Raw genomic sequence first — 25,865 nt, forward strand, 5'->3', positions numbered from 1 at the left:
CCCGCACGCCGGCGGGGTCGATCACGGGCGCGGATGACCGCTAGTGCCGGACCTGCCCGAGCATGGAATGCAGAATGAGCTCGGCCGAATTCCGAACGTCGGGGAACTCGTGGATCACGCTGATCCTCAGGATTTCGAGAGCGAGTTCGCAGACGTCGACAGCCGCATCCCCGCTCTGGACCCGCGGGCGAGCGACGGTGCGCGGCATGGTCCCGGGTTCCGCCAGCCGAAGCGACTGGATGCTGGTCAGGTCGGGGCTCATGTAGCGGCAGCTGCGCCGATGTCGCATGGATCGTCCTTCGCGTTGTCCACCGACGTTCTTCGACCGGAACGCGGGTGTTTGAAAAGCCCGATCCGGCCTTTGCGTATTTCTACGTGCCGCCTCGCCCGCCGCCGGCCGCCCGGCCCAGGCGCCCGCCGTCCGTCCGCGTCAGGCGCCTCGCCGTACCGATGGCGGCCGCGTGCGCCGTGTTGCGCGCGCCGATCTTCTCGCGAAGCTGCGCGATCTGCGTCTCGATCGTGCGGAACGAGACCTTGGTCAGAAGGCCGATTTCCTTGGCGGAGTAGCCGGACGCCAGGAGATCGAGAAGCTGTTCCTCACGAGGGGCGAGTTGTTCTTCCGTGAACACGCGAAGCACCAGATAGGCTTGAACGAGGGTGACGTTGAGGGAGCCGACCTGGATGATCAGCTTGTCGTAGACGGCGACATGATCCTGGATCGTCGCCTTGAGGTGGAACACGGTCGGCGTGCGGCTCGCCATCACATCCAGCATCGGACGGATCACATCCCGCGCGATGAAGGGCTGGTCGGGATAATCCCGCAGGCGCTCCAGACTTCCACGCACGTTCATCGTCTCGATCGAGCCGAGCGAGCGAAAATCGAGGGGATCGGCCGGCGACGTGTCGGTGATCCACAAGTTGTGGTGCGCGCTCTCCTCGAGGGCGAGTTTCGATCCGATCCGCTGGATGTTCGCCAGAGAATCAAGTTGCCCGGCGGCGTGCTCTTGCAGAAGGAGCGGGATCAGGTTCTTTCGCACCCCGGCACTTTATCCGAGCACGATGATGCACGCTAGAGTTTAGCGGCTGGGGCGCCGTCACCTCGTGGCTTGATAAGAAAACGCTTCAATCGCCGACCATGCCCTGGATGCGGTTCGACAGGCCAGTCATGTCGAAGGGCTTGGTGACGACCTGCATGCCGGGATCGAGATGGCCATCGTTGAGAACGGCGTTCTCGGCATACCCGGTGACGAACAGCACCTTGAGACCGGGGCGCAATTCCCGTGCGGCGTCGGCGACCTGACGCCCGTTCATGCCATTCGGCAGGCCGACATCGGTGACGAGAAGGTCGATCGAAGCGCCCGAGCGAAGCGCCTCCAGCGCCTCGACCCCGTCCTCGGCTTCGATGGCGGAAAACCCGAGGTCCTCCACGGCGTCGACCACCAGCATGCGCACCAGCGGCTCGTCGTCGACGACGAGGACGGTCCGGCCGGCATTGTCGCCACGGTGCAGGGTGATCGGGGCGACCGCCTCGATCGCCTCCTCCTCGTCATGGCGCGGGAGATAGATGCAGACGGCGGTTCCGACGCCCACATCGGAGCGGATGCGGACCTGCCCGCCGGACTGGCGGGTGAAGCCGTAGATCATCGACAGGCCGAGCCCGGTTCCGACGCCGATCGGCTTGGTGGTGAAGAACGGGTCGAAGGCGCGCTCGACGACGTCGGCCGTCATGCCGGTGCCCGTATCGGTCACGCACAGTGCGAGATAGTCGCCGCGCGAAAGGTCGGTCTCGAGCGCCGCCTGTTCGTCGAGACGATGGTTGGCGGTCTCGATCTGGATGCGCCCGCCGTCGGGCATCGCGTCGCGCGCGTTGATGCACAGGTTGAGGAGCGCGTTCTCGAGCTGGTTGGGATCGACGAGCGCTGGCCAGAGCTGGGGCTCAGGCCGCGTCTCCACCGCGATCTGGGGACCAACGGTCCGGCGAACGAGATCCTCCATGCCCGCGACGAGCCGGTTCACGTTGGTGGGCTTGGGCTCCAGCGTCTGGCGCCGCGAGAAGGCGAGGAGGCGGTGCGTCAGGGCGGCCGCACGGCGCGCCGCCCCTTGCGCCCCGACGACATAGCGGTCGAGCTCGCCGACGCGGCCCTCGCGGATGCGCGTCTGGATCATGTCGAGCGAGCCGGAAATCCCGGCCAGGAGATTGTTGAAGTCGTGCGCGAGACCACCGGTCAGCTGACCGACGGCTTCCATCTTCTGGCTCTGCCGCAGCGCCTCCTCGGCGAGGCGAAGCGCCTCCGCGCGCTCCCTCTCCTCGGTCACGTCCCGCCCGAAGGCGTAGGTCACGTCGCCGTTCGGGATCGCCACCCAGGCGATCGAGCGGACCGATCCGTCCTTGTGACGGTAGCGGTTGACGATCCGCGGCGTGCCGCCCTTCGCCGCCAGCAGATAGGCGTCGACCGTCTCCTGATGGTCGCCGGCCAGCACGAACTCGTTGACGTGGCGGCCGACGAGCTCGTCCGGCTCGTAGCCGAGAAGCTGCGTCCAGGCCGGGTTCGCGCGGTGGAAGACGCCCTTGGCGTCGATCACCACCATCAGGTCCGGCGAGGCGGTCCACATCAGGTCGCGCTCGGTGGTCCGCGCCTCGACGAGCCGCTCCAGCGTCTCGTTGGCCGTCCGCAACTGGCTCTGGCTTTCGAGGAGCGCTTGGTCGGCAAGCACACGCGCCGTCGTCTCGTTGGTGAAGATGAAAAGTCCGGCGACCTCGCCCCGCGCATCGAGGACGCGCGAATAGGAGAACGACCACCACGTGTCGCGCACGCCGCGGTCGGTGTCGAGGGTCCAGGGCAGGTCGACGAAGCGCTGGCTGCGCCCCTCGAAGGCCGCGTCGATGATCGGCTTCGCCTGCGCCCAGGCGTCCGCCCACACCTTGTCGAAACGCTCGCCCATCGCCCAGGGCAGTCGCGGTCCGAGGAGCGGGAAATAGGTCTCGTTGAAGAAGAAGCTGAGATCTGGCCCCCAGGCGAGGATCATGGATTCCGGCGAATTGAGGATGAGGCTCAGCGCGGCGCGCAACTCGCTCGGCCAGCCCGCGATCGGCCCGAGCGGATGGTCGGACCAGTCGCGCTCGAGGATCATGCGCGAGGCGGCGCCGCCGCCGGCCAGGAATGCATCGGACATGCTCAAGTCGTTGGTCCATGAAGGTGACGGCGCCGCACGCCATCGCGCCGCCCTGCCGATCGAGCCGGTCGGAACGAACGGCACTGCCCGAAGGCTTAGCCGAACTCGTACGCGGCGAACAGCATGGCTTTGGCCTGTCTCGAGCCGGCCAAGGAAGGAAACACCGGTCGCTGCCGCACGCGTCCTCGGCCGCGATGGCCGCGGACTTCATGACCGGAACCAACGGTCGCTGCGATCGTCCTTCTCGGGAGCCATTCAAGGAGCCGACCATGTCGAACACGATCAATCAGCCCGGTCAGGATCTGCCGGCGCCCAACCTGCCCGGTCAGGGAGACCGCGACGTCGTCGGGCGCCCGGATGTGAGCCCCGGTTTCGGCAACGACCTGCCGACGAAGCCCGTCAGCCCCAATCCCGCGGGCGAGCCCGATCCGACGCGGCCGGGACCCTCGGTTCCCGGCATGCCCGGCAGCATCTGATCCCCGAGCGGACATCGGAGCCGGTGCGCAAGCCCGGCCCCGATGCGTATCCGAACAAACGCCAGCGATCAGGCCGACGCGATCGCCTTCTCGATGTCGGCCGAGGTCTGGCCCGTCAGGTCCTTCGACAGTTCGCCGACAAGGGCCTCCTTCAGCTTCACGTGGTAGTGCTTGCGCATCTCGCCGAGCGCGCGCGGCGCGGCGACGATAATGATGTCGGAAATCTTGCCGGCGATCGCCCGCTTGTTGAGGACGTCGACGACGCCCGCCACGAAGCCGTCCTCGTCCTGCGTATCGTCGTCGGGATTGGCCGCGCTGCTCGTGTGGCCGCTGCCGCCGCTCTTGTTGTCGGTGTTGATGTCACCCATCGGCAGGGCGTTCAGCTTGGGCGACGCCGCGTCCCCGCCGTTCTCGAACAGGCTGAGCTTCTGTCCGTCGACCACCGCGACCGTCGCGCCCTTGGGAATCTGCATCACTGTCTCCGTTCGTCGCAGCGGACGATCCGCTGCCTTTGGAGGATCGCAACGCTCGAACGTCGGGGAAGGCTCCCGGCGTCGACGGCACGAAAGCCCTTATCCCCGGATCACCGTGCGGCCGCGACGGATCTGCCACCAGAGCAGTGGAACGTACCTGAACTGCGACGTCGTGATCGACATCATGACCACGATGGAAAACCCATCCTGCGGCTAGCGCTCGAGGCCATCTCCAAAGTCGACCGCCCCCCGTCCGCTGCAGCTCCCACCACTTTTAGACGCCGAAGACGTGAAGGGCGAGCATCACCGCGCCTGAGAGGATCAGCCGGGTGATGCTGACGACCGCGATCCCGTCGCGCCCTGCATTCGTCATGCCGCCTCCCCTCACCCCGCCCCCCGCTTCATCCAGGGCGGCGGCTTCCATTGCGCCAGGTCCTGCCGGTCCATCTTCTCGATCATGACATATCTGGCGCTCTCGGCAGGCGTCCGGCACCAGGCACAGCGCCATCGCAGGGTCTCGATCTCGGCGGACGGCGCGATGTAGCCGACGAAGTCCTGGGCGCGATAGGTGACGCGCTTCCCGCAGGACCGGCATTCGATCACGATCCCGAGGCGCCGCCGGCACCCTTCGTCGAAGCTGCGGATCGGCTGGACCACGGCGTCAGCCGGCCGGCCCATGGCGCGCCCGCTCCGGCCGGGCGTGCGGACCGTCCTCCGCCCCGACTGGTTCCTCGTCCCCCGCACCATTCCACGAGCGTCCGCACGTCGCCGGCATTCCATCGCCTCCGGAATCGATTCCCACAATTGGAACAAAATAGGAACGAGTGCGCCACCGCAAGCGCCGATGCGAGACGCTCTCGGATGGCTCCCTGAAGGCGTGATGAATGCGCCCTTCAGAGTGGGTTCCGGCGGCGGGGCGCACAAAGGGGGCGTCGATACCCCGAGCCCCCTGGGCTCCTACCGGAGACGTTCCCATGGTCCGCCAGTCCCTCGCCGCCGCGCTTCTCGCCCTTGCCGGCCTCGCCGCGGTCGCCCCCGCCCACGCCAACGACGTGCGCATCGACCAGTACGGCTGGTCGAACGCGGCCGGCGGTGCGCAGACGGGCTTTCGCAACCGCATCCGCGTCCAGCAGGACGGCGTCTCCAACCGCATCGGCGCCCACCAGCGCGGCGACCGCAACCTTGCGGCCATCGGTCAGGACGGGCGCTACAACGACGCCGCCACCTACCAGCGCGGCAACGGCAACGCGGCCGGCATCGGCCAGTTCGGCTCGCACCACACCTCGATCCTGACGCAGGACGGCAACGGCAACATTGCGGCCGGTGTGCAGGTCGGTCGCGGCTGCGAGGCGAACGTCGCCCAAGGGGGCAGCGGCAACGTCGCGGCCTTCGTCCAGGCCTGCGACTGACCGCCATCCACGCCCCGTCACGAACCCGCCGCCGAACAGGAGCTACGCCATGCCGTCGATCCCATCCGCCACGCGCCGCGCCGGCGCGCTCCTGCTGGCCGCCGTCGCCTCCTTGGCGGCGGCGGGGCTGACCACGGCGGCCCCGCGCGAAGCCGGGCCCGCGCGCTGCGAGATCCGGCTCGATCGCACCGGCGGATCGGTGACGCTCACCGCGCTCGCCCATGCCGACAAGCGCGTGGCCGGTCGATACAGCCTCCGGGTGTCGGGAGCCGGCACCGACATCCGGCAAGGCGGTCCGTTCGAGGCCGCACCCGGCCGAACGACGACGCTCGGCACCGTCTCGCTCAGCCTCTCCGGCGGCAGCGCACGCGCCGATCTCGATCTCGATGTCGGGGGCGAGACGCTGTCCTGCTCGCAACGCATCGGCGACGGGATCTGATGCCCGCGCACGTCCCGTCCAACCCTGCTATCTGCCCGCGACAGGCGGGCCACCGGAGGTCGCCATGACCCGCCCTAAACTGCCCATCATCGCCATCGCCCTTGCGCTCGGGCTTGCTGCGGTCGGGCCCCTCGCCTCGCCGGCCGAAGCCGGCGGCCGCGTGTCCTGGACCTATGCGCCGTCCGGCCGCGAGGCCGGCGGGGCACTCGCAACGGGGCTTCGCCTCTATTCGATCTACAACGACGTGCGCGACGGCTCGATCCGCCAGACCGGCCGCGACAACGTCGCCGGCCTCGTGCAGCGCGGGCGCGGCAATCTCGGCCTCGTCGAGCAGCGCGGTACTGGCCATTCCGGCACCTTGGAGCAGGACGGCAACCGCAATGCCTACGGCCTCTTCCAGTTCGGACGGGGCACCGACGACCACATCGTCCAGCGCGGCAACGGCGGCAGCGGCGCGACCTTCAGCTACGGCTGGTGATGGCTGTTCGCTTCGGTGGCGTCCCGGGGCGAAGAGTTGTCGGCAGTCTAGCGTCCATTCGAGGCGGACGACGGCGGGGCTATGCGCGAATACACACCACAACCTGAAGGTTTGCGCACAACTTTCTGTCCGAATGCACGGTGCGGGTCTTCTTTCGACCCGAGAACGCAGTTAGCGTCGAGAGGTCAAACGAAAGTCATACCTTGTCCTTCGACGCGCATCGTTTCGAGAGCCTCGGCGCCAACTGCGAGTTCGGCTTCTTTCTGCAGGATCATGGAAACCACGAGACCTCCCTGTTCAAATGGGCGGAGGTGATCGGCATCGACGGGCTGACCCGCCTCCTGCGGAACGACTTCGAAGCGATGTTCGCCTATGAGAACGTGGTGCCGTTCAACGCCAGTATGGTGTTCGATCGCTCCTACTGGATCGCCTGGCATTCCAAGATGCAGGCGGAAGCCGCCGATCCCACGAAGCCGCTGAGCCGGATGAACGCAAGGTTTTCGACACCCGAGCCCGAACGTCGAAAGCTCTGGAATGACCAAAACGCCAAACTCCAGCACTTCGTCGGCAAGCTGAGGCAGGGACTTCGCACGGGCGAGCGCATCTTCGTCTACAAGCCCCGGCTGCAGGATGCCGTGACGGAAGAGGAGATCGTCACGCTCGGCAGAACCTTGCGGTCCTTTGGCAGCAACACCCTTCTTGTGGTGACGCTTGCTGAGCGTCCGGATGACGTGGGAACCGTCCGCAGGATCGAAGCCGGCCTTCTGCGCGGGTTCATTGACCGTTTTGCGCCGGGAGACCGGGCAAATGACTATTCCGGCGAGGTCTGGCTGCGGCTGTGTCGAGCGGCGCTCGAAGATGTCGATCGAGGTGCGGCCACCGAACCAGCGCCCAGCGTCACGGCATCCATTCCAGGCAAGGCGAAAAGTTCCGCCGTCGCAAAGGCGCTAGCCCGTCTCCGTCGCTGGACCGGATTGCGCTAGAACGGCTCGGCGAACCGGCGCTGCCAATCGCGGCCTGCGTCCGCTCGCCCCATTGAAGGGCTCGTCCACCGCCGCATCTCGCACGGAAGAACGGCGAGGATGGATCGACGGTGGCGAGGAAACGGCGGGACGAGGAGGTTGTCGAGCCACCGGCGGACTTGGCTCCGCAGGCCTGCTGGCTCTGCGGCCGGCCGCTCGGCGCCCGGGTCGAATGGCATCATCCGGTCCCGAAAAGCCGTGGCGGGCGCGAGACCGTGCCGGTCCATCCGATCTGCCACCGGACGCTCCACGCCTATTTTACGAACACCGATCTCGAGCGGCACGCCGAAGGCGGCATCCCGCTCGTGTCCAACCCAGACCTTGCCCGCTTCCTGAAATGGATCGGCAACAAACCGCCTGACTTCCATGCGCCGACGCGCAAGGCGCGCGCCTGACACCAGATACCGGCACGGCAGAGACGGGAAACGATCTCTTGCTTATTGGTAGGGTGCTATCTATATTATGTCGATGACGTCGATCGACCCCGATCTGAAGGCGGACTTCGCCGAAACCCTCGTGAAGAACGGGCGCAAGCTGCGCACGCGCTTCAATGCCGAGGTCGTGCGGCACGGGTTGACCTATCCGCGCGCGCGGGTCCTTGCCGTCCTCGCCGAGCGCCAGCCGCTGCGCCAGACGGAACTTGCGGCCGATCTCGAACTTGAGGGACCGACCGTGGTTCGCCTGCTCGACGGCATGGAGGCGCTGGGACTGATCGTGCGCCGCGCCGTACCGGGCGACCGGCGCGCCAAGCACGTCGAGCTGACGGAACACGGCTCGAGGCAGGCGGAGGTCGTGGCCGCGATCTCGGCGCGCCTGCGCGACACGATCCTGTCGACCTGCGAGGCGGCCGACGTGGCAACCGCGCTGAAGGTCCTGCGCAACATCGCCTCGGTTCTGGACGCGCCAGCGGAAGGGGATGGAGCATGAGCGACGACGCCAGCGCCCTGCGGGCGACCGCGCAGGTCGGCGGCCCTGCACCCGCCGACATCATGCCGGATGGATCGGCGGCGGCCGTCGCTCCGCGCCGCCGCGGCCAGCCGATGCCGGCGCCCGCGCCCTTCGTGCCCAAGCCAGCCTGGCTCGCGGCCCTCTACATCCTCGCCTCGACCCTGATCGCGATGACGCAAGGGCTCGGCCTCAACCTCGTGACGGCCAACCTCTACCAGATCCAGGGGCCACTCGGCGCCTCGCTCAACGAGACCGTGTGGCTCTCGGCGGCCTATCTCGCACCCAATGTCAGCCTGACGCTACTGCTCACCAAGATGCGCGCGCAGTTCGGCCTGCGCATCTTCGCGACCTATGCGATCGTCGCCTTCGTCGCGGTCGCCTCGCTGCATCTCGTCGTGGACGACATCCAGTCGGCGATCGTCGTGCGCTTCTTTGCGGGCGTCGCCGCCTCGCCGATGTCCTCGCTCGCCTTCCTCTATATGCTGGAGTCCTTCCCCCCGGAGCGGAAGATGACGATCGGCGTCAGCCTGGCCATGACCAACCTTTCGATCGCCGCCCCGCTCGCGCGGGTCGTCTCGCCGACGCTTCTCGATCTCGGCGGCTGGAACGGGCTGTTCCTGCTCGAGACCGCGCTAGCCCTCGTCAGCTTCGCCTTCATCCGTCTCCTGCCGCTCAACTCGCCGCCGAAGACGCCGGTGATCGAGCCGATGGACGTGGTGAACTACCTCTTCATCGCCGTCGGCCTCGGCTCGCTCGCCGTGGTCGCGACGGTCGGCCCATTCTACTGGTGGTTCGAGGCCCCCTGGATCGGCGGCCTGCTGGCGCTCGGTCTCGCCAGCCTGACGGTCGCCGTCGTGGTCGAGCTCAACCGCTCGAATCCCTTGATCGACATCCGCTGGATCACCTCGAAGGAGATCCTGCATTTCGCCGGCACGCTCCTCCTCTTCCGCCTTCTCCTGTCGGAGCAGGCGAGCGGGGCCACCGGCTTCTTCCAGGTGCTCGGCCTCAAGAACGAGCAGATGACGGTGCTCTATCTCGTGATGATCGGCGCGGCGATCGCGGCCGGCCTCCTGTGCACCGTGATCGTGCGTCCCGGCCGGGCGCCCTACATCCATATAGCGGCGCTGTCCTGCCTGATCGTCGGCTCGTATCTCGACTCCCGCGCGACCGTCCTGACGGGTCCGGAACAGATGTATCTCAGCCAGGGGCTGATCTCGGCGGCAGGCGTCCTCTTCCTGCCGCCGGCGCTCGCCGTCGGCTTCGGCTCGGCGATGAAGCGCGGGATGAACTACATCCTGTCCTTCCTGATCGTCTTCCTGACGACGCAGTCGCTCGGCGGCGCCATTGGTTCGGCCCTCTTTCGCACCTTCGTGACGATCCGCGAGAAGTTCCATTCGAGCCAGCTCGCGGAGAACATCGTCCTGTCCGACCCGATCGTCGCCGCGCGCATCACGCAGACCGGCGCGGCCTATGCCCGCGTCCTGCCGGACGCCGCCCTCCGGCAGGCCGAGGGACTGGCGACGCTCGGCACGCAGGCGACGCGGCAGGCCAATATCCTCGCCTACAACGACGCCTTCCTGGCCGTCTCGATCCTCGCCTCGGTGGGGCTCGCCGTCCTTCTCGTGCATCTTGCCGTCATCCACCTCAAGCGCTGGCGCGCCGGCCCGGCCGACGCGCAGACCGCCTGATCCGACCGTTTCCCGTTCTTCCGAAGCCCGATCGATGAAACTCCGCTCCCTGTCCACCCTCTTCGCCATCACGGTCGGCCTCGCTGGCGTCGCGCTGGTCCTCTACGCCTGGCGCCTGCCGCCCTTCGCCACCAGCATCGAGACGACCGACGATGCATATGTCCGGGGCCAGGTGACAGTGATCGCACCGCAGCTCGCCGGCACCATCGTGGAAGTCGCGGTGCAGGATTACGAGAGCGTGACCGAGGGGCAGCTCATCGCGCGGATCGACGACCGCATCTTCTCGCAAAGGGTGGCGCAGGCGCGCGCGACGCTGGCGGGCCAGAAGGCGCAGCTCGCCAATTCGCAGCAGGGCCGGCGGTCGGCTGAGGCCAAGGTCGCGGCAAGCGAGGCGGCGGTCGCGAGCGCGCAATCCGCTTTCGACACGGCGACCGCCAACTTCGCCCGCATCGCGCCGCTGGCGAACCAGGGCTACGTGCCCGGCAGCGACCTCGACGTGGCGACGCGCACGCGCGACCAGGCCGCGGCCGCGCTCGACCAGAGCAAGGCTTCGCTCGAAGTGTCGCGGCAGGACCTGCAGACCGTGATCGTGGCGCGCCAGTCGCTGGAAGCCGCCGTGGAGGGGGCGGAAGCCGCCGTGCGGCTGGCCGAGATCGACCTCGCCAACACTCGCATCCTCGCGCCCAAGGCCGGCCGCCTCGGCGAGGTCGGCGTCAAGCTCGGCCAGTTCGTGCAGGCGGGTACCCAGCTGACGAGCCTCGTGCCCGCGGCGGTCTGGGTGGTCGCGAACTTCAAGGAAACGCAGTTGCCGGGCATGACTGTAGGACAGCCCGTCCACTTCACGGTGGACGCGCTTCAGGGCACGCGCCTGTCCGGCCGCGTCGAGCGCTTCGCGCCGGCCACCGGCTCGGAATTTGCCGTGCTCCGTCCCGACAACGCGACCGGCAACTTCACCAAGGTGGCGCAGCGCCTGCCGGTGCGCATCGCCATCGACCCCGGCCAGCCGGCGGCGGAGAACCTCGTGCCGGGCATGTCGGTGGTGGTGCGGCTCGACACGGCGGCCGAGGCCGCGGTGCCGAGCCCGAACTGACGAAAGCGCAAAGGCTCGCGCGCGGCGCTCAGGCGAGCGCGGCGACGTCCAGGGGAGCGGTGCCGACGCCGAGGAGCGTGATCGTGCCCCCGCCCGACAGGGTGAGCACCTCCGAGCCGTTGACCTGCGCTGTCGTGTAGGTTTGGCCGGACAGGACCAGCCGGTCGCCTTCCGCCGCATTGAAGTCGACGATCACGTCGTCGCCCTGTCCGGCTTCGAAACTGAAGACGTCCGCGCCGGCCCGGCCCGCGAGCCAGTCGTTTCCGAAGCCACCGACCAGCGTGTCGTTGCCGAGGTCGCCCGAGACGAGGTCGTCGCCCCGGCCGCCATAGACGAGATCGTCGCCTTGTCCGCCATAGACGGTGTCGTTGCCGAGATCGCCGTAGACCGTATCGTTGCCGAGGTTCCCCGCGACGGTGTCCTGGTCGCGGCCGCCATAGACGACGTCGTTGCCCTGCCCGCCGAAGATCTGATCGTTGCCCTGGTTGCCAGAGATCAGATCATTGCCGGCATAGCCGAAGAGATTGTCCGCGCCCTCGTAACCGTAGACCGTGTCGTTGCCCGACGCGCCCATGAGAAGATCGGAAGCCGAGGTCCCGTAGACGAGGCGACCCACTTCCGGGGCGGGCCCGTACAGCGCCTGGATCGCAGCCAGATCCGCGTTGGAGAACGACATGTAGGCGCTGGCGATCGGATACATGATCGAGGCCGGATCGTCGGAGTGCTCCAGCCCGATCGTGTGGCCGATCTCGTGCACCATCATGCCATAGAAATTGGATCCGCCGGGAACGAACGGGCTCCAGGTCTCCGCACTGTCGACGGCGATCTCAGCGTGGGTAGTCACCGACCCTTGGTAATACCAGACGGCCTGACCAATAGTGCCGCCGCGCCCGTCGATAGCGTCCAACCCGACCTGAATGTCCGCAGGGCCGCTTCCGACCTCGACGAAGTCGATCGAGGCAACCTTCTCCCAGGCATCGAACGCCAGACGCACAAGGCTGCGATAGGCCTCGGACGCGATGATGTCGTCATAGGCGTAGTATCGCGACCCGGTGACGTCGAAACTCCAGGTCACGGTGCCGGCCGGCGTTCCCGCCACGCCGGAGTCACCCCATTTCGTTCCGGTCAAGGGAGTGGCGGCCATCGTCGGATCCTCGTTGCTTCGGCAACCTTCCCCAACGGAAGGTGGGGGACGTTTCTGGGATGCTCTGTATCAGACGACTTCCATATGACTCCATGAAATCGTGCCCGATCCTTGTGATGCCATAAATGTGAACGGCGGCGACGAATCGGTGGAAAGGGGGTCGAAGCCGGTTTCCCCCCTGCGGTCCGAGCGGCATCCTTCCACGATCGGGAATCGGGAATGCGCATCATGATCAACGCCGCCGTACGCCACGACGAACTCGACGCCGCCGTGGACGAGGCCGTGGCCCAGGCCGGGGGCGATCTCCTCGCCGCCATCCGCAACCTCGCCCGCCGTCAGCACGAGCTCGAGCACCGCTTCCAGGCGGACGTCTCGGCCGGCTTCGTGCGCCGGGGTCTCAAGCCCGCGCGCTGAGGCGGAAGCCTCAGGAACTGTTCACGGCGAGGTCGTATTCGAGGATCCGCAGCCCCGGATCCTCGGCATGGACCCGCTGGCGGAAGCCGATGCGGCGCGCCATCGCCAGCATAGCGGCGTTCTCGGCGAGCACCTCGCCGTAGACCATTCGCATGCCCTGCCCGCGCGCATAGCCGAGGATGGCGTCCATCAGGATGCGGCCGAGCCCCCGGCCCTTCTGGTCGGAGCGGACCATGATGCCGAACTCGGCGCGATCGCCGTCAGGATCGGCGATGAGGCGCACGACGCCGAGGATCGTCCCCGGCTCCGCGGCCGAGGCGTCCTCGGCGACGAGCGCCATCTCGCGCGAATAGTCGATCTGGGTGAGGCGCGCGGCGAAGGCGTGGCCGATGCGGCGCATCGGCGCGAAGAAGCGCAGGCGCACGTCCTCCGGATCGCTCGCCTCGACCATACGCACCAGGGCTGGCTCGTCCTCCGGCCGGATCGGCCGGAGCCGGAAGCGCGCCTTGCGCGAGGCGACCTCGGTCTCGAGATCCTCCGGGTAGGGCAGGATCGCAAAACGGGCTTCGCCCGCCCCCGCTTCGCCGCGCAGGACGATGCGCGCATCGAGCGCCAGGACGCCGTCGCTGTCGGCCAGAAGCGGATTGATGTCGAGTTCGGCAACCGCCTCGAGGTCGGCCGCCATCCGCGAGAGGGTGACGAGCGTCGCCACCACCGCCTCGAGATCGGCGGGTGGGCGGTCGCTGTAGCCCATGAGAAGACGCGACACCTTGGTCCGGTCGATCATGTCGCGGGCGAGCACCGCGTTCAGCGGCGGCAGGCCGACGGCCCGGTCGTCGAGAATGTCGGAGGCCGTACCGCCCTGCCCGAAGCGGACGATCGGGCCGAACACCGGATCGGTGGATATTCCGAGCCTCAGTTCGATCGCGTTGGCGCGCCGGATCATTGCCTGGACCGTGAAGCCCTCGATACGGGCGCCCGGCTGGCGTTCCGCCACCGTGCGGATCATGTGCGCGGCCGCCTCGCGCACCATGGCGGCATCGTCGAGCTGGAGGCGCACGCCCCCGACGTCGCTCTTGTGGTCGATGTCGGGCGACAGGATCTTGAGCGCCACGGGAAAGCCGATCCGTCCGGCGAGCCCTGCGGCCTCGGCCGGGTCGGCGGCGATCTCGGTCGGCACCGAGGCGATGCCGTAGGCCGCAAGAAGCGCCTTCGATTCGGGCTCGCTGAGCGCCGTGCGTCCCTCGGCGAGCGCCCCGCCGACGAGCCGGTCGACCGTTTCCCGATCGACGCCGAACGGGGCGACGACGGCGGGCGTCTGCATCAGGAGATCTTGGTTGCGCCGGTAGGTGACGAGCTGCATGAAGGCGCGCACGGTCTCGTCCGGCGTCTGGTAGGTCGGCACGTTGCTGGCGGCGAACACGCGCCGCGCCGTGCGCGCCGCGCGCTCGCCGAGCCAGCAGGTGAGGACCGGCGTGCGGCGGGCCTTGCGCGCGCCCTCGACCGTCGCATGAGCGGCCTGCGTGCCGTCGGCGATCGCCTGCGGGCAGTTCATCACGAGGACCGCGTCCTGGTCGCCCGCCTCGAGGATCGCCGCCAGCGCGTCGGAATAGGCGCTCGCCGAGGCGTCGGGCGCGAGCTTGACGAGCCCGAGCGGCGAGGGCGAGCCGGGCAGGACGGGTCGCAGCCGCTCCCACACCCCGTCGGAGAACCGTGCGAGCCGCCCGCCGAAGGCGCTGAGCGCGTCGAGCGCGAGGGTGCCGGCGGCGTCGCTGTTGGTGAGGATCGCCAGCCGGTCGCCGCTCGGCCGCAGACCCGTGGCGAGCGTCGCGACGGCTTCGAAGAGTTCGCGCAGCGTCTCGACCCGCAACATGCCGGCGCGCCGGAAGGCGGCGTCGTAGACGTCGTCGGCGCCCCGCCCGCCGCCGATCTCCGGCCGCAGCTCCGCCTGCAGCCCGGCATTGCGGCCCGCCTTGATCACGACCACCGGCTTCGTGCGCGCCGCGATGCGGGCGGCGGTCATGAACTTTCGCGCGTCGGTGATGGTCTCGAAGTAGAGGAGGATCGCCCGCGCCCGCGCGTCCAGCGCCAGATGGTCGAGAAGGTCGCCTATATCGACGTCGCTCATGTCGCCCGTCGCGACCACGTGCGAGAAGCCGATCTCGCGCACGTCGGCCCAGTCGAGCACCGTGGTCGCCATGGCGGCCGACTGGCTGACGAAAGCGAGATCCCCCTTGCGGGGCGTCAGGTGGGCGAAGCTCGCGTTCAGGGAGGACGGCGGCGACAGGACGCCGAGGCAGTTCGGCCCGACGACGCGCAGGAGGTGGGGCCGAGCGGCCTCGAGAAGCGCGCGCCGCCCGTCGGCGTCGAAACCGGACGAGATCACCACGGCGGCCCGGCAGCCCCGCTGCCCGAGGTCGGAGACGAGCGCCGGGACACCCGCGGCCGGCGTCGCGATCAGGGCGAGGTCGGGCACCATCGGCAGGGCATCGAGCGAGGGATAGCAGACCACGGACCGGATCGAGGTCTCGCGCGGATTGACCGGCATCACCGGCCCGTTGAACCCCGATCCGAACAGGTTGCGCGCGAGAACCGCGCCGACCGAACCGGCGCGGTTGCTGGCCCCGATCAGGGCGATGGAGCGAGGCTCGAACAGGGCATCGAGGTTTCGGATCGACATCGCCCATCCTTGGCGCGGGAACCGATCGCGGGCAAGGCCGGGGTGGGCGACTGTCGCGAACCTGAGAAAGCACGGGATCCGCCATCCGAATTGTTAAGCGGCGACAGGCTAGAACCCATGAACGAGGGCGCGGCGACGTTGCGTCAGCCAGAGCTTGGGACCGATCGAAAGGCCATGATGAACGTCCTCCGCAACATTGGCGTGCGCGCTCGCCTCTTGTTGTTGATCGCGGCAGCCATGCTGCCGCTGATCGGACTGATCGTGACCGGCCTCGTCATCTCCTATCGCGACACCGAATACGAGGCGCACCGGAACGTCGCCAACGAAGCACGCCTCGGCGCTTCCAAGATCGCCCATATCTTCGACGATGCCCAGGAGTTCCTGGCGACGCTGCGACACATGCCGCAGGTTCTCGAGGCCCAGCAGCCGACCTGCAACACGCTTCTGGCGGGCCTCAAGGCCGAACGCGCGCAGCTCCTGTCGATCGGGGTGATCGCGCCGGACCGGACGATCCTGTGCCACAGCCGCGGGGTTACGGGGTCGCTCTTCCACGACGAGGACCTGTTCGAGCAGACGATCAACTCGCGCGGCAACCGCTTCGTGGTCGGCGACTTCCTCGTCAGCCCGATCACCGGCCGCCCGACGATTGCGGTCGCGATGCGCCTTCCCCCGACCGCGGGCCGCGCTTCGGGCGGCGTCATCTTCGCCTCACTCAACCTGCCGATGGTCGAGCGCGACGTTCAGCTGCTCGCGGAGGAGAGCGGTCATTCATGGATGATCGTCCAGCCTCGCGCCTCGCGCATCATCCTCGGCTGGCCACACGCTGTCGAATTCGGCACCGTCACGCCCGGTTTCGAGCTGTTCCCAGTGATGCGCGCCGGCCGCACGGGCCGCACCGCGGCGGTTCGGGACCTCGGCGGACAGTCGATGATCTACGGCTTCGAGCCGATCCCGAACGCCAGCACCGGCGATCTCTGGCTGGCGGTCGGCATTCCGCCCTCCGAGGTCTTCGCCAAGGTGGAGCGCCGCCTCAACTGGACGCTGCTCGCCAGCGCCGGCGCCCTGATCCTGGCGCTCGGCGGCACCGCGCTGATCGCCTACTGGATGCAGCTGCGCCCGATCGCGCTTCTGTCGCGCTCGGCGCAACGCATCGGCGCCGGCAATTTCGACGTGCGCACCGGCATGGGCCAGTGGCAGGCACCCGAGTTCCGCCGTTTGGGACAGCTCGTGGACCGCGCCGCGCTGACGCTGGCGCAGGCCAAGGCCGCAGAAGAGGCCGTCGCAGCCGGCCAGCGTCGCTTCCAGCTGGTGGCGGACAACACGGTCGACATGATCACCTGTGTGAATGCCGAGGGCAAAAGAACCCTCGTCACCGGCGCGAGCCGTCGCCTCCTTGGCTACGAGCCGTCCGAACTGATGGGCCTCAGCCCCATAGAACTGGCCGTCGAGGACGATCGCGCGATCGTCCGTTCGCTGCTCGACACCTGTCGTTTGGGCGGCGAGGTCAGCGGGGCGAGATACCGCGTGCGCCGCAAGGACGGCGTGGTGATCTGGGTCGAGCTTTCGGGACGGCCGATCGACGAGATCGGCGGCTGCGTCGTTTCCATGCGCGACGTCGATCAGCGTCAACGCACCGAGGAAGCGCTGGCGGAGGCGACCCGCCAGCTGGAACTCCTGGCGGCGACCGACGAGCTGACGCGCCTTGCCAATCGGCGCACCTTCAACCGCCGGCTGGAAGAGGCGTTCGCGCAGACAGGCGACGGTGGGGACTTCAGCCTGCTCCTCTTGGACGTCGACCACTTCAAGGCCTTCAACGACCGTTACGGCCATCCCGCCGGCGATCGGTGCCTGAAGGCCGTCTCCGAGACCTTGGCCGCCTGCGTTCGCAGGGATGACGAGATCGGCGCGCGCTATGGCGGCGAGGAACTCGCCCTGATTCTGCCCGGCGTCGGCCCGTCCGAAGCGCTCCAGCGTGCCGATGCGATCCGCCGCGCGATCGCCGCGCTCGCGATCCCGCACAAGGACGCGGCGGGCGGGACATTGACGGTGAGCATCGGCGTCGCCTCGCGCTCGGAACTCCGTACCGGCCATCCGGGTCCGACCGAGATCATCCAGAAGGCCGACGAAGCCCTCTATGCGGCGAAGGCCGGCGGCCGGAACCAGGTCAGGGCGCTGGCCGCCTGAACGCTTGCCCAAGCGACAAGTCGAAACGTCCCGCGCTCTCGCCGTGTCCGCTGAAAGGCGGACGTGATCGTCTAGCCCCGCCGCCGGAGCCGGTGGGCGATCTCGCCGACGATGCCGCGGCGGAAGAGGAGCACGCAGACCATGAAGGTCAGACCCGTGATCACCGTCACCGGGAAGGCCGAGGTCGCGAGATAGTTCTGCAGCGAGACGACGAGCGCGGCGCCGACGAGCGGCCCCGCCACGGTGCCGATGCCCCCTAACAGCGTCATCAGGATGACTTCGCCTGACATCTGCCAGGACACGTCGGTGAGCGTGGCGAACTGGAAGACCAGCGCCTTGAGACCGCCCGCAAGCCCGGCGAGCCCCGCCGACATGACGAAGGCGGCGAGCTTGTAGGAGCCGACCGACAGGCCGAGCGAGGTCGCCCGCGTCTCGTTCTCGCGGATCGACTTCAGGATCATGCCGAAGGGCGAATGGACGATGCGCCAGATCGCGAACAGCCCGATCAGGACGACGGCGAGCACGTAGAAGTAGATCGCGAGCGGCTGGGAGAGGTCGAAGACACCAAGTCCGAACCCGCGCGGCACGCCCTGCAGCCCGTCCTCGCCCCCGGTGAAGGGGGCCTGAAGGCAGAAGAAGAAGAACATCTGCGAGAGCGCGAGCGTGATCATCGAGAAGTAGATGCCCTGCCGCCGGATCGCGAGAAAGCCGATCACGAGGCCGAGCAGCGCGCCCGCCGCGACACCTGCGAGAAGGCCGAGTTCGGGCGGCAGGCCCCAGACCTTGACCGCGTGGGCGGTGGCGTAGGCCGCTCCGCCGAAGAAGGCGGCGTGGCCGAAGGACAGGAGGCCGGTATAGCCGAGAAGGAGGTTGAAGCTCGCGGCGAACAGCGCGAAGCACAGGACCTTCATCAGGAAGATGGGATAGACGAGGAAGGGCGCGACGACGAGCGCGGCGAGGACGATCGCCGCCAGCGCGAAGCCCATCGCCTTGGCGGCCGGGCGTTCGCGCGGCAGGGACATGGTGGTTTGCGTCATCTCAAGCCGCCCTTCCGAACAGTCCGGCCGGGCGCACGAGAAGCACGATGGCCATGATGACGAAGATCACGATGGAGGAGGCCTCGGGGTAGAAGACCTTGGTCAGGCCCTCGAAGAGGCCGAGCATGTAACCCGTCAGGATCGCGCCGCCGATCGATCCCATGCCGCCGACCACCACCACCGCGAAGACCACGATGATGATGTTGGAGCCCATCAGTGGCGAGACCTGGTAGACGGGCGCCGCCATGATGCCGGCAAGCCCCGCCAGCGCCGAGCCGAGCCCGTAGGTGAAGGTGAGGAGGAGCGGCACGTTGATGCCGAAGGCGCGCACCATCACCGGGTTCTCGGTCGCCGCGCGCAAGGTCGCGCCGAGCCGCGTCTTCTCGATGAGCGCCCAGGTGCCGATGCAGACGACGAGCGAGGCCACGACGATGAAGGCGCGGTAGTTCGGCAGGAACATGAAGCCGAGATTGGTGCCGCCGGTGAGCGCGGCCGGGGGTGCGTAGGGCTGGCCCGAGGCGCCGTAGAGATAGCGGAACGTGCCCTCGATCACGAGCGCGAGGCCGAAGGTGAAGAGAAGGCCGTAGAGGTGGTCGAGGTCGTAGAGGCGCGAGAGGGCGAGGCGCTCGATCGCCGCCCCGATGATGCCGACGACGAGTGGCGCCAGGATCAGCGAGAACCAGAAGCCGATGCCGAGATTGGTCAGGAGCAGGTAGCCCACGAAGGCGCCCAGCATGTACTGCGCGCCGTGGGCGAAGTTGATGATGCGCAGGAGCCCGAAGATGATCGCCAGCCCCAGCGAGAGCATCGCGTAGAACGAGCCGTTGATGAGGCCGACGAGAAGCTGGCCGAGCAGCGCCTGAATCGGAATGCCGAAGACCATGGTCATGCGGTCAGACTCCGAGGGTTTCGGTGAGCTGGGCCATGCGGGCGGGAAGCTCGGAGACGGGGAAGCCGTCGAGCACCTGTCCGTGGTCCATGAGATAGAAGCGGTCGGCGACCTTGGCGGCGAAGCGGAAGTTCTGCTCGACGAGAAGCACCGTCATGCCTCTGGCCTTCAGCGTCGTCAGGATTTCGCCGATGCGCTGGACGATGACGGGCGCGAGGCCCTCGGTCGGCTCGTCGAGAAGCATGAGCTTGACGCCTGAGCGCAGGATGCGGGCGATCGCCAGCATCTGCTGCTCGCCGCCCGAGAGCTTCGTGCCGGGCGAGGCCCGGCGTTCCTCGAGATTAGGGAAGAGGCGATAGATCTCCGCGATCTCCATGCCGCCCGGTGCCACGACGGGGGGCAGGAGGAGGTTCTCCTCCACGGTCAGGCTGGAGAAGATCGCGCGCTCCTCCGGCACGAAGCCGATCCCATGATGGGCCGTACGGTGGAGCGGTACGCGGATCATGTCGCGGCCGTCGAAGCGGATCTCGCCGGTGCGCTTCGGGATGATGCCCATGATGGCACGCAGCGTCGTGGTCTTGCCGACGCCGTTGCGCCCGACCAGCGTTACCGTCTCGCCGGGCAGGATGTCGAGGTCGACGCCGTGCAGCGCGTGGCTTTCGCCGTACCAGGCATTGAGGCCGCGCACGCGCAGGAGGGGCTCAGCCATGGTCGGTCCCCATGTAGGCGGTGCGCACGCGCTCGTCGGTGGAGACGGTGGCATAGTCGCCCGCCGCCAGGATCTCGCCGCGCTGGAGCACCGTCACGCGGTCGCAGAGATCGGCGACCACCTTCAGGTTGTGCTCCACCATCAGGACGGCGCGCGTCTCGGCGACGCGCTTGATGATGGCGGCGACTGTGCCGACGTCCTCGTGCCCCATGCCGGCCATCGGCTCGTCGAGGAGGAGAACCTTGGGGTCGAGCGCAAGCGTCGTCGCGAGTTCGAGGACACGCTTTCGGCCATAGGACAGGTCGGCCGCCTGCAGGTGGCGGGCGTCCTCCAGCCCGACCTCGCGCAGGAGTTCCATCGCCCGCGCATCGAGGCGGTCGAGGGCGGACAGGCTGCGCCAGAACTGCGTGGCGAGCCCGGCCGGGCGCTGGAGCGCGACGCGCACGTTCTCCAGGACGCTCATATGGGGAAAGGTCGCCGAGATCTGGAACGAGCGCACGAGGCCCATGCGCGCGACCTTGGACGGCGAGGTCTTCGTGATGTCCTCGCCCATCAGCGTGATGGTGCCGGCGGTCGGCTGGAGGAACTTCGTCAGGAGGTTGAAGACCGTGGTCTTGCCCGCCCCGTTCGGTCCGATCAGCGCGTGGACCTCGGCATGGCGGACGTCGAGATCGACGTCCTTGACCGCGGTGAAGCCGCCGAAGTCGCGCCGGAGCCCCCGGCAGGCGAGCACGACCTCGCCTTTGGCTGCGATCGGGGAGGCGCCGGCCGGGACAGCGCCCGGCCGGTCGATGCGCGCCGTCGCGCCCGCCATCTCGGCCCCGCCCTTTACTGCGCCGCGACCAGCGGGCAGCCGCTCTTCGCCGGATCGATATAGGCCTCCGAGCCCGGCACGGTGGCGAGCACCTTGTAGTAGTCCCAGGGCTTGGTGCTCTCGGCCGGCGTCTTCACCTCCATGAGATACATATCGTAGATCATGCGGCCGTTGGCGCCGACCTTGCCGCCGCGCGCGAAGACGTCCTCGACGGGCATCTCGTGCAGCGCCTTGGAGACGGCCTCCGTCTCGTCGGTGCCGGCCTTCTGAATAGCCTTCAGATACTGCGTCACGGCCGAGTAGGTGCCGGCCTGGATCATGTTGGGCATGCGCTGCGTGCGATCGAAGAACTTCTGGGAGAAGGCGCGCGATTCGTCGTCGCGGTCCCAATAGAAGCCTTCGGTCAGCGACAGGCCCTGCGCCGCTTCGAGTCCGAGGCCGTGCACCTCGGCGAGCGTGAAGAGGAGCGCGGCCAGCCGCTGGCCGCCCTGCACGATGCCGAACTCGGCCGCCTGCTTCACCGCGTTGGCGGTGTCGAGGCCGGCATTCGCCATGCCGATCACCTTGGCGCCGGACGACTGGGCCTGAAGCAGGAACGAGGAATAGTCGGTGGTCGAGAGCGGATGGCGGACCGAGCCCAGCACCTGACCGCCATTGGCCTTCACGAAGTTGGAGGTCTGCTCTTCCAGCGAATAGCCGAAGGCGTAGTCGGCGGTCAGGAAGAACCACGTGTCGCCACCCTGCTTCACCAGCGCGCCGCCGGTGCCGACCGCGAGGGCATGCGTGTCGTAGGCCCAGTGGAAGCCGTAGGGGCTGCACTGCTTGCCGGTGAGTTCCACCGTCGCGGCGCCCGTCGTGATCGTGACCTTCTTCTTCTCCTTCGACAGGCCCTGTACGGCGAGCGCGACCGAGGAGGTCGTCAGCTCCATGATCGAATCGACCTGCTCCGTGTCATACCACTGGCGTGCGATGTTGGAGGCGACGTCGGGCTTGTTCTGGTGGTCGGCCGTGACGACCTCGATCGGCGCATCGAGGACCTTCCCGCCGAAGTCCTCCACCGCCATCTTCGCGGCCTCGAAGCTCCAGCGCCCGCCGAAGTCGGCATAGACGCCGGACTGGTCGTTGAGGATGCCGATCTTGACCTTGCCGTCCGAGACCTGGGCGGCGGCCGGCAGGACCGTGGCGGCGAGAAGAAGCGTCGAAAGCGCGGCAAGTCGGGTCATCAGGTGTCCTCCCAGGTTGCGACGAACGTCGGGAAGACGGCACGTTCGCCAGGGTGGATCTCGCCCGCCCCGGCTCTCGCCAACCTCCCCGTCCGTCCCGCGTCCTTCGATCGCGCGGGTTCGGACCATTCGCCTGCAGCACCCGGGGTCTCCCGCCCCGCGATGCTGCCGATAGGGGAACGCTAGCATCGCCTCGCCGGCAGATGAATGTTCATTTCCGAAAATGATCTGTACAAAAACGTACAGACGGAGACGAGAATGGCCGAATATTCCTGGGACGACCTGCCGTTTTTCCTCGCCGTCGCACGGACCGGCCAGCTGTCGGCCGCGGCGCGCGAGCTGCGCACCAATCACGTCACCGTGTCCCGCCGGCTCGATCGGCTGGAGAGCGACCTTGGCGTCCGCCTCTTCGAGCGCTCGCCACGCGGCTACCGGCTGACCGCGCTCGGCGAACGGCTGGTCGAGCGGGCCGGCGCGATGGAGCGCGATGCGGCTGTCTTTGCGGAAGCGGCGACCGAGGGCCCCGCGACGCCGCGCGGCACGGTGCGGCTGGCGACGCCGGAAGGGTTCGGCAATTTTTTCCTCGCCGACCACCTGCCCGCGCTCGCCCGCAGCCATCCCGCGCTCCTCATCGAGCTCGTGCCGATCCAGCAGATCATGTCGCTGTCGCGGCGCGAGGCGGACCTGTCGGTGGCGCTGCATTCGCCGTCGAGCGGGCCATACCGGCGCGAGCGCATCCTGCCGTATCGCCTCTTCGTCTATGCCTCGCGCGGCTATCTCGACGCGCATGGCCCGATCCGGCACGCAGGCCAATTCGCGGCCCATCCGGTCATCGGCTACATCGAGGACATGATCTTCACGCCGGGGCTCGACTATCTTCGCGAGATCCTGCCCGGCACGCGCGCGAGCTACCAGAGCTCCAGCATCCAGGCGCAGCTCGCTGCGACGCGCGCCGGCTTCGGGCTCGGGGTCCTGCCCTTCTTCATCGCCAGCCGCCATCCCGACCTCGTGCCGGTCCTGCCGCGCGAGGTGCATATCGAGCGGGCCTACTGGCTGATCTGCCACGACGATCTCGTCGCCGCACCGCGCATCCGCCTTCTGTCGGACTTCATCCGCGACGCCGCGCAGTCGGCGGCGGACACCTTCGCGGGCGCGCCGCTCCTCTCGTGAAAAAGGCCGCCCGGAGGCGGCCTTCTCATATGCGTCAGGCCGTTCAGGCCTTCGGTGCGGTCATCTTGCCGTCCATCCGGCGCCAGAGCCCGAGCGGGTTGGCGTCCTTCAGGGCGTCCGGCAGGAGGCCGTCCGGCAGATCCTGGTAGCAGACCGGACGCAGGAAGCGGTCGATCGCCTTCGAGCCGACCGAGGTCGAGCGGCCGTCGGCCGTGGACGGATAGGGACCGCCGTGGACCATGGCATGCGCCACCTCGACGCCCGTGCCGAAGCCGTTGACGAGGATGCGGCCGGCCTTGCGCTCCAGAAGCGGGAGCACGGCACGCGCCGCCTCGTGATCGCCTTCCGTGATGTGGATCGCCGCGGTGAGCTGACCCTCCAGCGCCGATACCACCGACTTCATCTCAGCGGCGTCCCGGCAGACGACGACGATCGAGGCCGAGCCGAACATCTCGTCCTGCAATTCGGCCGACTTGACGAAGTCGGAGGCCGAAACGCGGAAGAGCGCCGCCTGGCCGCGCAGCGTCTCGCCCGCCTGCCCCTTGGCGACCACCGACACGGAGGCGTGGCCCTCGACCGCCGCGACGCCCTTGGCATAGGCCGAGCAGATGCCCGGCGTCAGCATGACCGCGGCGGGCGCGGCGACGAGCGCTTCCTCGGCGCCCTTCAGGAAGGCGTCGAGCCCCTCGCCCTCGACCGCGATGATGAGGCCGGGATTGGTGCAGAACTGGCCGGCGCCGAGCGTCAGCGAACCGACGAAGGCCTTGCCGATCGCAGCGCCACGCTCCTTCAGCGCGCCCGGGAAGAGCAGCACCGGATTGATCGAGCTCATCTCGGCATAGACCGGGATCGGCTCCGACCGGTTCGCTGCGATCTTCATCAGCGCCGTGCCGCCGGTGCGCGAGCCGGTGAAGCCGACCGCCTTGATGCGGTGGTCGGCGACGAGGCCCTCGCCGATGGCGCGCTCGGCCGCGAACAGGAGCGAGAAGGTGCCTTCCGGCATGCCGCATTTCTCGACCGCCGCGTGCACCGCGCGACCGACGAGCTCGGACGTGCCGGGATGGGCCGAGTGCGCCTTGACGACGACCGGGCAACCTGCGGCGAGCGCCGAGGCCGTATCGCCGCCGGCGACCGAGAAGGCGAGCGGGAAGTTGGAGGCGCCGAATACGGCGACTGGGCCGACCGGCACGTTGCGAAGACGCAGGTCCGGGCGCGGCAGGGGCTGGCGGTCGGGCATCGCCGGGTCGATGCGCGCATCGAGATAGCCGCCGTCGCGCAGGACGCCGGCGAAGAGGCGCAGCTGGCCCATGGTACGGCCGCGCTCGCCCTCGATGCGCGGACGCGGCAGGCCGCTCTCCGCCATGCAGCGCTCGACGAGCTCGTCGCCGAGGGCCAGGATCTCGTCGGCGATCGTCTCCAGGAACCGGGCCCGGTCCTCGAGGCTGGTCTCGCGATAGGTGTCGAACGCGGCGTCCGCGAGCGCACAGGCCCGGTCGAGGTCGGCCTTGCTGGCACCGCCGAAGGCCGGCTCGAGCTTTTCGCCCGTCGCCGCTGCGATACCGTAGACCGTGCCCTGCCCCCCCTTGGAGATGGCCTGGCCGATGATCTGCTCGCCTTGAATGGTCATGATAGGTCTCCGTCGTGTCCCGACCCGGTGCGGCGCGCCCGCCGCTTCGCGCTCCGATTACAGCCTAGAGCCGGCGGAGGGAACCTCGCGAAGCCCGTTCGGGACGGTTTCCTCGGACAAATAGGGGCGCGAACATGCAAACGGCAGGGGGTCTTTGATGCCGCTGCATCAGATACGACAACCTAAGTGTTGCGTACGAAGACACATTGCGGCATGTGAGATTGGTATTCCTTTGTAAGAAGTGGCGGCAGCACCGATGAGCAAGGACCTTCTCCTCGACGAGCAGCTGTGCTTTGCGATCTATTCCGCGACTCACGCCTTCAACCGCTTCTACAAGCCGAAGCTCGATCGGCTCGGCCTCACCTATCCGCAGTACCTCGTCATGATGGTGCTCTGGGAGGAGGAGCCGCAGACGGTCGGCAGCATCGGCGAGCGGCTGCTCCTCGATTCGAGCACCCTGACGCCGCTCCTGAAGCGGCTGGAAGCGGCCGGCTACGTCAGCCGCAACCGCTCGCTGCGCGACGAGCGCGTGGTGGAGGTGACGCTGACGCCCGTCGGGCGCGCGCTGCGCGAGGACGCCTGCCCGCTGCCTGAGGCGGCGAAGGCTGCGAGCGGCTCGACCATGGCCGAGTTGAACGACCTGCGGCACCAGCTCGTGTCGATCCGCGACGCCCTCAATACGGCCGATCCGGCCTGACCCGACGCGCCCACTGGTGCGGAGCGGCGACTTATCCGCTATGAGATCGCCCGACTGCGGCGGCCGAGGACGGCGCCGCG

Annotated in this window: 26 protein-coding genes; 13 read left to right on the forward strand and 13 right to left on the reverse strand. The window is 68.2% G+C overall.

The annotated features are described in order from the left end of the window. Positions 1-40 precede the first annotated feature (40 nt). The 3 genes from ACLNGM_RS21430 to ACLNGM_RS21440 form a co-directional block, all read right to left on the reverse strand. Complete coding sequence (locus ACLNGM_RS21430; protein WP_139224697.1) at positions 41-289, reverse strand: hypothetical protein; 249 nt, start codon at positions 287-289, stop codon at positions 41-43. Positions 290-371: 82 nt separating this feature from the next. Beyond that, on the reverse strand, positions 372-1,037 hold the full coding sequence (locus ACLNGM_RS21435; RefSeq protein ID WP_416356493.1) for a helix-turn-helix transcriptional regulator: 666 nt from the start codon (positions 1,035-1,037) through the stop codon (positions 372-374). 85 nt (positions 1,038-1,122) lie between these two features. Next, positions 1,123-3,174 (reverse strand): PAS domain-containing protein, encoded by a 2,052-nt coding sequence (locus ACLNGM_RS21440; RefSeq protein WP_416356494.1) that lies wholly within the window; start codon positions 3,172-3,174, stop codon positions 1,123-1,125. 269 nt (positions 3,175-3,443) lie between these two features. Between ACLNGM_RS21440 and ACLNGM_RS21445 the strand changes: the two genes are divergently transcribed. Further along, a complete protein-coding gene (locus tag ACLNGM_RS21445; RefSeq protein ID WP_416356495.1) occupies positions 3,444-3,650 on the forward strand; it encodes a hypothetical protein in 207 nt (68 codons plus the stop codon). Between the two features lie 68 nt (positions 3,651-3,718). Here the strand turns inward: ACLNGM_RS21445 and ACLNGM_RS21450 are convergent, their stop codons facing one another. Together ACLNGM_RS21450 and ACLNGM_RS21455 are read right to left on the reverse strand one after the other, a co-directional pair. Beyond that, the gene (locus tag ACLNGM_RS21450; RefSeq protein ID WP_090965589.1) at positions 3,719-4,123 is read right to left on the reverse strand and encodes a host attachment family protein; all 405 of its coding nucleotides are present in this window, start codon (positions 4,121-4,123) and stop codon (positions 3,719-3,721) included. A 384-nt stretch (positions 4,124-4,507) separates the two neighbouring features. Continuing rightward, positions 4,508-4,801: a hypothetical protein gene (locus ACLNGM_RS21455; RefSeq protein ID WP_090965587.1), complete on the reverse strand. Its 294-nt coding sequence runs from the start codon at positions 4,799-4,801 to the stop codon at positions 4,508-4,510. A gap of 296 nt (positions 4,802-5,097) precedes the next feature. Between ACLNGM_RS21455 and ACLNGM_RS21460 the strand changes: the two genes are divergently transcribed. The 8 genes from ACLNGM_RS21460 to ACLNGM_RS21495 all read left to right on the forward strand — a co-directional run bounded on the left by ACLNGM_RS21460 (position 5,098) and on the right by ACLNGM_RS21495 (position 11,197). Beyond that, positions 5,098-5,532, forward strand: a complete 435-nt coding sequence (locus ACLNGM_RS21460; protein WP_294642095.1) for a curlin — start codon at positions 5,098-5,100, stop codon at positions 5,530-5,532. A gap of 49 nt (positions 5,533-5,581) precedes the next feature. After that, positions 5,582-5,971 (forward strand): curli-like amyloid fiber formation chaperone CsgH, encoded by a 390-nt coding sequence (gene csgH, locus ACLNGM_RS21465; protein ID WP_416356496.1) that lies wholly within the window; start codon positions 5,582-5,584, stop codon positions 5,969-5,971. Between the two features lie 64 nt (positions 5,972-6,035). Further along, a complete protein-coding gene (locus ACLNGM_RS21470) occupies positions 6,036-6,449 on the forward strand; it encodes a curlin (protein ID WP_416356497.1) in 414 nt (137 codons plus the stop codon). A gap of 203 nt (positions 6,450-6,652) precedes the next feature. After that, positions 6,653-7,432, forward strand: a complete 780-nt coding sequence (locus ACLNGM_RS21475; RefSeq protein WP_090965581.1) for a DUF1796 family putative cysteine peptidase — start codon at positions 6,653-6,655, stop codon at positions 7,430-7,432. Between the two features lie 110 nt (positions 7,433-7,542). Continuing rightward, a complete protein-coding gene (locus tag ACLNGM_RS21480) occupies positions 7,543-7,866 on the forward strand; it encodes an HNH endonuclease (RefSeq protein ID WP_416356498.1) in 324 nt (107 codons plus the stop codon). A gap of 67 nt (positions 7,867-7,933) precedes the next feature. After that, complete coding sequence (locus tag ACLNGM_RS21485; protein ID WP_416356499.1) at positions 7,934-8,398, forward strand: MarR family winged helix-turn-helix transcriptional regulator; 465 nt, start codon at positions 7,934-7,936, stop codon at positions 8,396-8,398. Positions 8,399-8,511: 113 nt separating this feature from the next. Continuing rightward, on the forward strand, positions 8,512-10,107 hold the full coding sequence (locus ACLNGM_RS21490; RefSeq protein WP_175526909.1) for an MFS transporter: 1,596 nt from the start codon (positions 8,512-8,514) through the stop codon (positions 10,105-10,107). Between the two features lie 34 nt (positions 10,108-10,141). Beyond that, positions 10,142-11,197: an HlyD family secretion protein gene (locus ACLNGM_RS21495; protein ID WP_090965573.1), complete on the forward strand. Its 1,056-nt coding sequence runs from the start codon at positions 10,142-10,144 to the stop codon at positions 11,195-11,197. Between the two features lie 28 nt (positions 11,198-11,225). On the opposite strand, the gene ACLNGM_RS21500 is transcribed toward ACLNGM_RS21495, so the two are convergent. Next, entirely contained in the window at positions 11,226-12,341 is a 1,116-nt protein-coding gene (locus tag ACLNGM_RS21500; RefSeq protein WP_416356500.1) for a matrixin family metalloprotease, read from the reverse strand. Positions 12,342-12,560: 219 nt separating this feature from the next. Between ACLNGM_RS21500 and ACLNGM_RS21505 the strand changes: the two genes are divergently transcribed. Beyond that, complete coding sequence (locus ACLNGM_RS21505; protein WP_055892390.1) at positions 12,561-12,755, forward strand: hypothetical protein; 195 nt, start codon at positions 12,561-12,563, stop codon at positions 12,753-12,755. Positions 12,756-12,765: 10 nt separating this feature from the next. On the opposite strand, the gene ACLNGM_RS21510 is transcribed toward ACLNGM_RS21505, so the two are convergent. After that, on the reverse strand, positions 12,766-15,435 hold the full coding sequence (locus ACLNGM_RS21510; protein WP_416356501.1) for a GNAT family N-acetyltransferase: 2,670 nt from the start codon (positions 15,433-15,435) through the stop codon (positions 12,766-12,768). 174 nt (positions 15,436-15,609) lie between these two features. On the opposite strand from ACLNGM_RS21510, the gene ACLNGM_RS21515 reads away from it, so the two are divergent. After that, complete coding sequence (locus ACLNGM_RS21515; protein ID WP_416356502.1) at positions 15,610-17,619, forward strand: diguanylate cyclase; 2,010 nt, start codon at positions 15,610-15,612, stop codon at positions 17,617-17,619. Positions 17,620-17,690: 71 nt separating this feature from the next. Here the strand turns inward: ACLNGM_RS21515 and ACLNGM_RS21520 are convergent, their stop codons facing one another. From ACLNGM_RS21520 to ACLNGM_RS21540, 5 genes are read right to left on the reverse strand one after another with little or no spacing between them, the layout of a single operon-like run. Then, positions 17,691-18,605, reverse strand: a complete 915-nt coding sequence (locus tag ACLNGM_RS21520) for a branched-chain amino acid ABC transporter permease (RefSeq protein ID WP_416358516.1) — start codon at positions 18,603-18,605, stop codon at positions 17,691-17,693. Positions 18,606-18,657: 52 nt separating this feature from the next. Next, a complete protein-coding gene (locus tag ACLNGM_RS21525) occupies positions 18,658-19,545 on the reverse strand; it encodes a branched-chain amino acid ABC transporter permease (protein ID WP_416356503.1) in 888 nt (295 codons plus the stop codon). A gap of 4 nt (positions 19,546-19,549) precedes the next feature. Further along, positions 19,550-20,254: an ABC transporter ATP-binding protein gene (locus ACLNGM_RS21530; protein ID WP_416356504.1), complete on the reverse strand. Its 705-nt coding sequence runs from the start codon at positions 20,252-20,254 to the stop codon at positions 19,550-19,552. After that, positions 20,247-21,068 carry an ABC transporter ATP-binding protein gene (locus tag ACLNGM_RS21535; RefSeq protein WP_090965562.1) on the reverse strand — a complete coding sequence of 274 codons (822 nt, stop codon included), beginning with the start codon at positions 21,066-21,068 and terminating at the stop codon, positions 20,247-20,249. The genes ACLNGM_RS21530 and ACLNGM_RS21535 overlap by 8 nt, the downstream gene beginning before the upstream one ends. A 14-nt stretch (positions 21,069-21,082) precedes the next feature. Then, entirely contained in the window at positions 21,083-22,291 is a 1,209-nt protein-coding gene (locus tag ACLNGM_RS21540) for an ABC transporter substrate-binding protein (protein WP_055892378.1), read from the reverse strand. Between the two features lie 258 nt (positions 22,292-22,549). On the opposite strand from ACLNGM_RS21540, the gene ACLNGM_RS21545 reads away from it, so the two are divergent. Further along, entirely contained in the window at positions 22,550-23,461 is a 912-nt protein-coding gene (locus ACLNGM_RS21545; RefSeq protein ID WP_416356505.1) for a LysR family transcriptional regulator, read from the forward strand. 43 nt (positions 23,462-23,504) lie between these two features. Here ACLNGM_RS21545 and ACLNGM_RS21550 read toward each other — a convergent pair whose 3' ends face one another. After that, positions 23,505-25,088, reverse strand: coding sequence for an aldehyde dehydrogenase (NADP(+)) (locus ACLNGM_RS21550; RefSeq protein ID WP_416356506.1), 1,584 nt, complete (start codon positions 25,086-25,088; stop codon positions 23,505-23,507). 256 nt (positions 25,089-25,344) lie between these two features. On the opposite strand from ACLNGM_RS21550, the gene ACLNGM_RS21555 reads away from it, so the two are divergent. Further along, the gene (locus tag ACLNGM_RS21555; RefSeq protein WP_416356507.1) at positions 25,345-25,785 is read left to right on the forward strand and encodes a MarR family winged helix-turn-helix transcriptional regulator; all 441 of its coding nucleotides are present in this window, start codon (positions 25,345-25,347) and stop codon (positions 25,783-25,785) included. The last annotated feature ends 80 nt before the right edge of the window (positions 25,786-25,865 follow it).

The sequence above is a fragment of the Aureimonas phyllosphaerae genome (genome assembly GCF_047943035.1).
Taxonomy (GTDB): Bacteria; Pseudomonadota; Alphaproteobacteria; order Rhizobiales; family Rhizobiaceae; genus Aureimonas; species Aureimonas phyllosphaerae.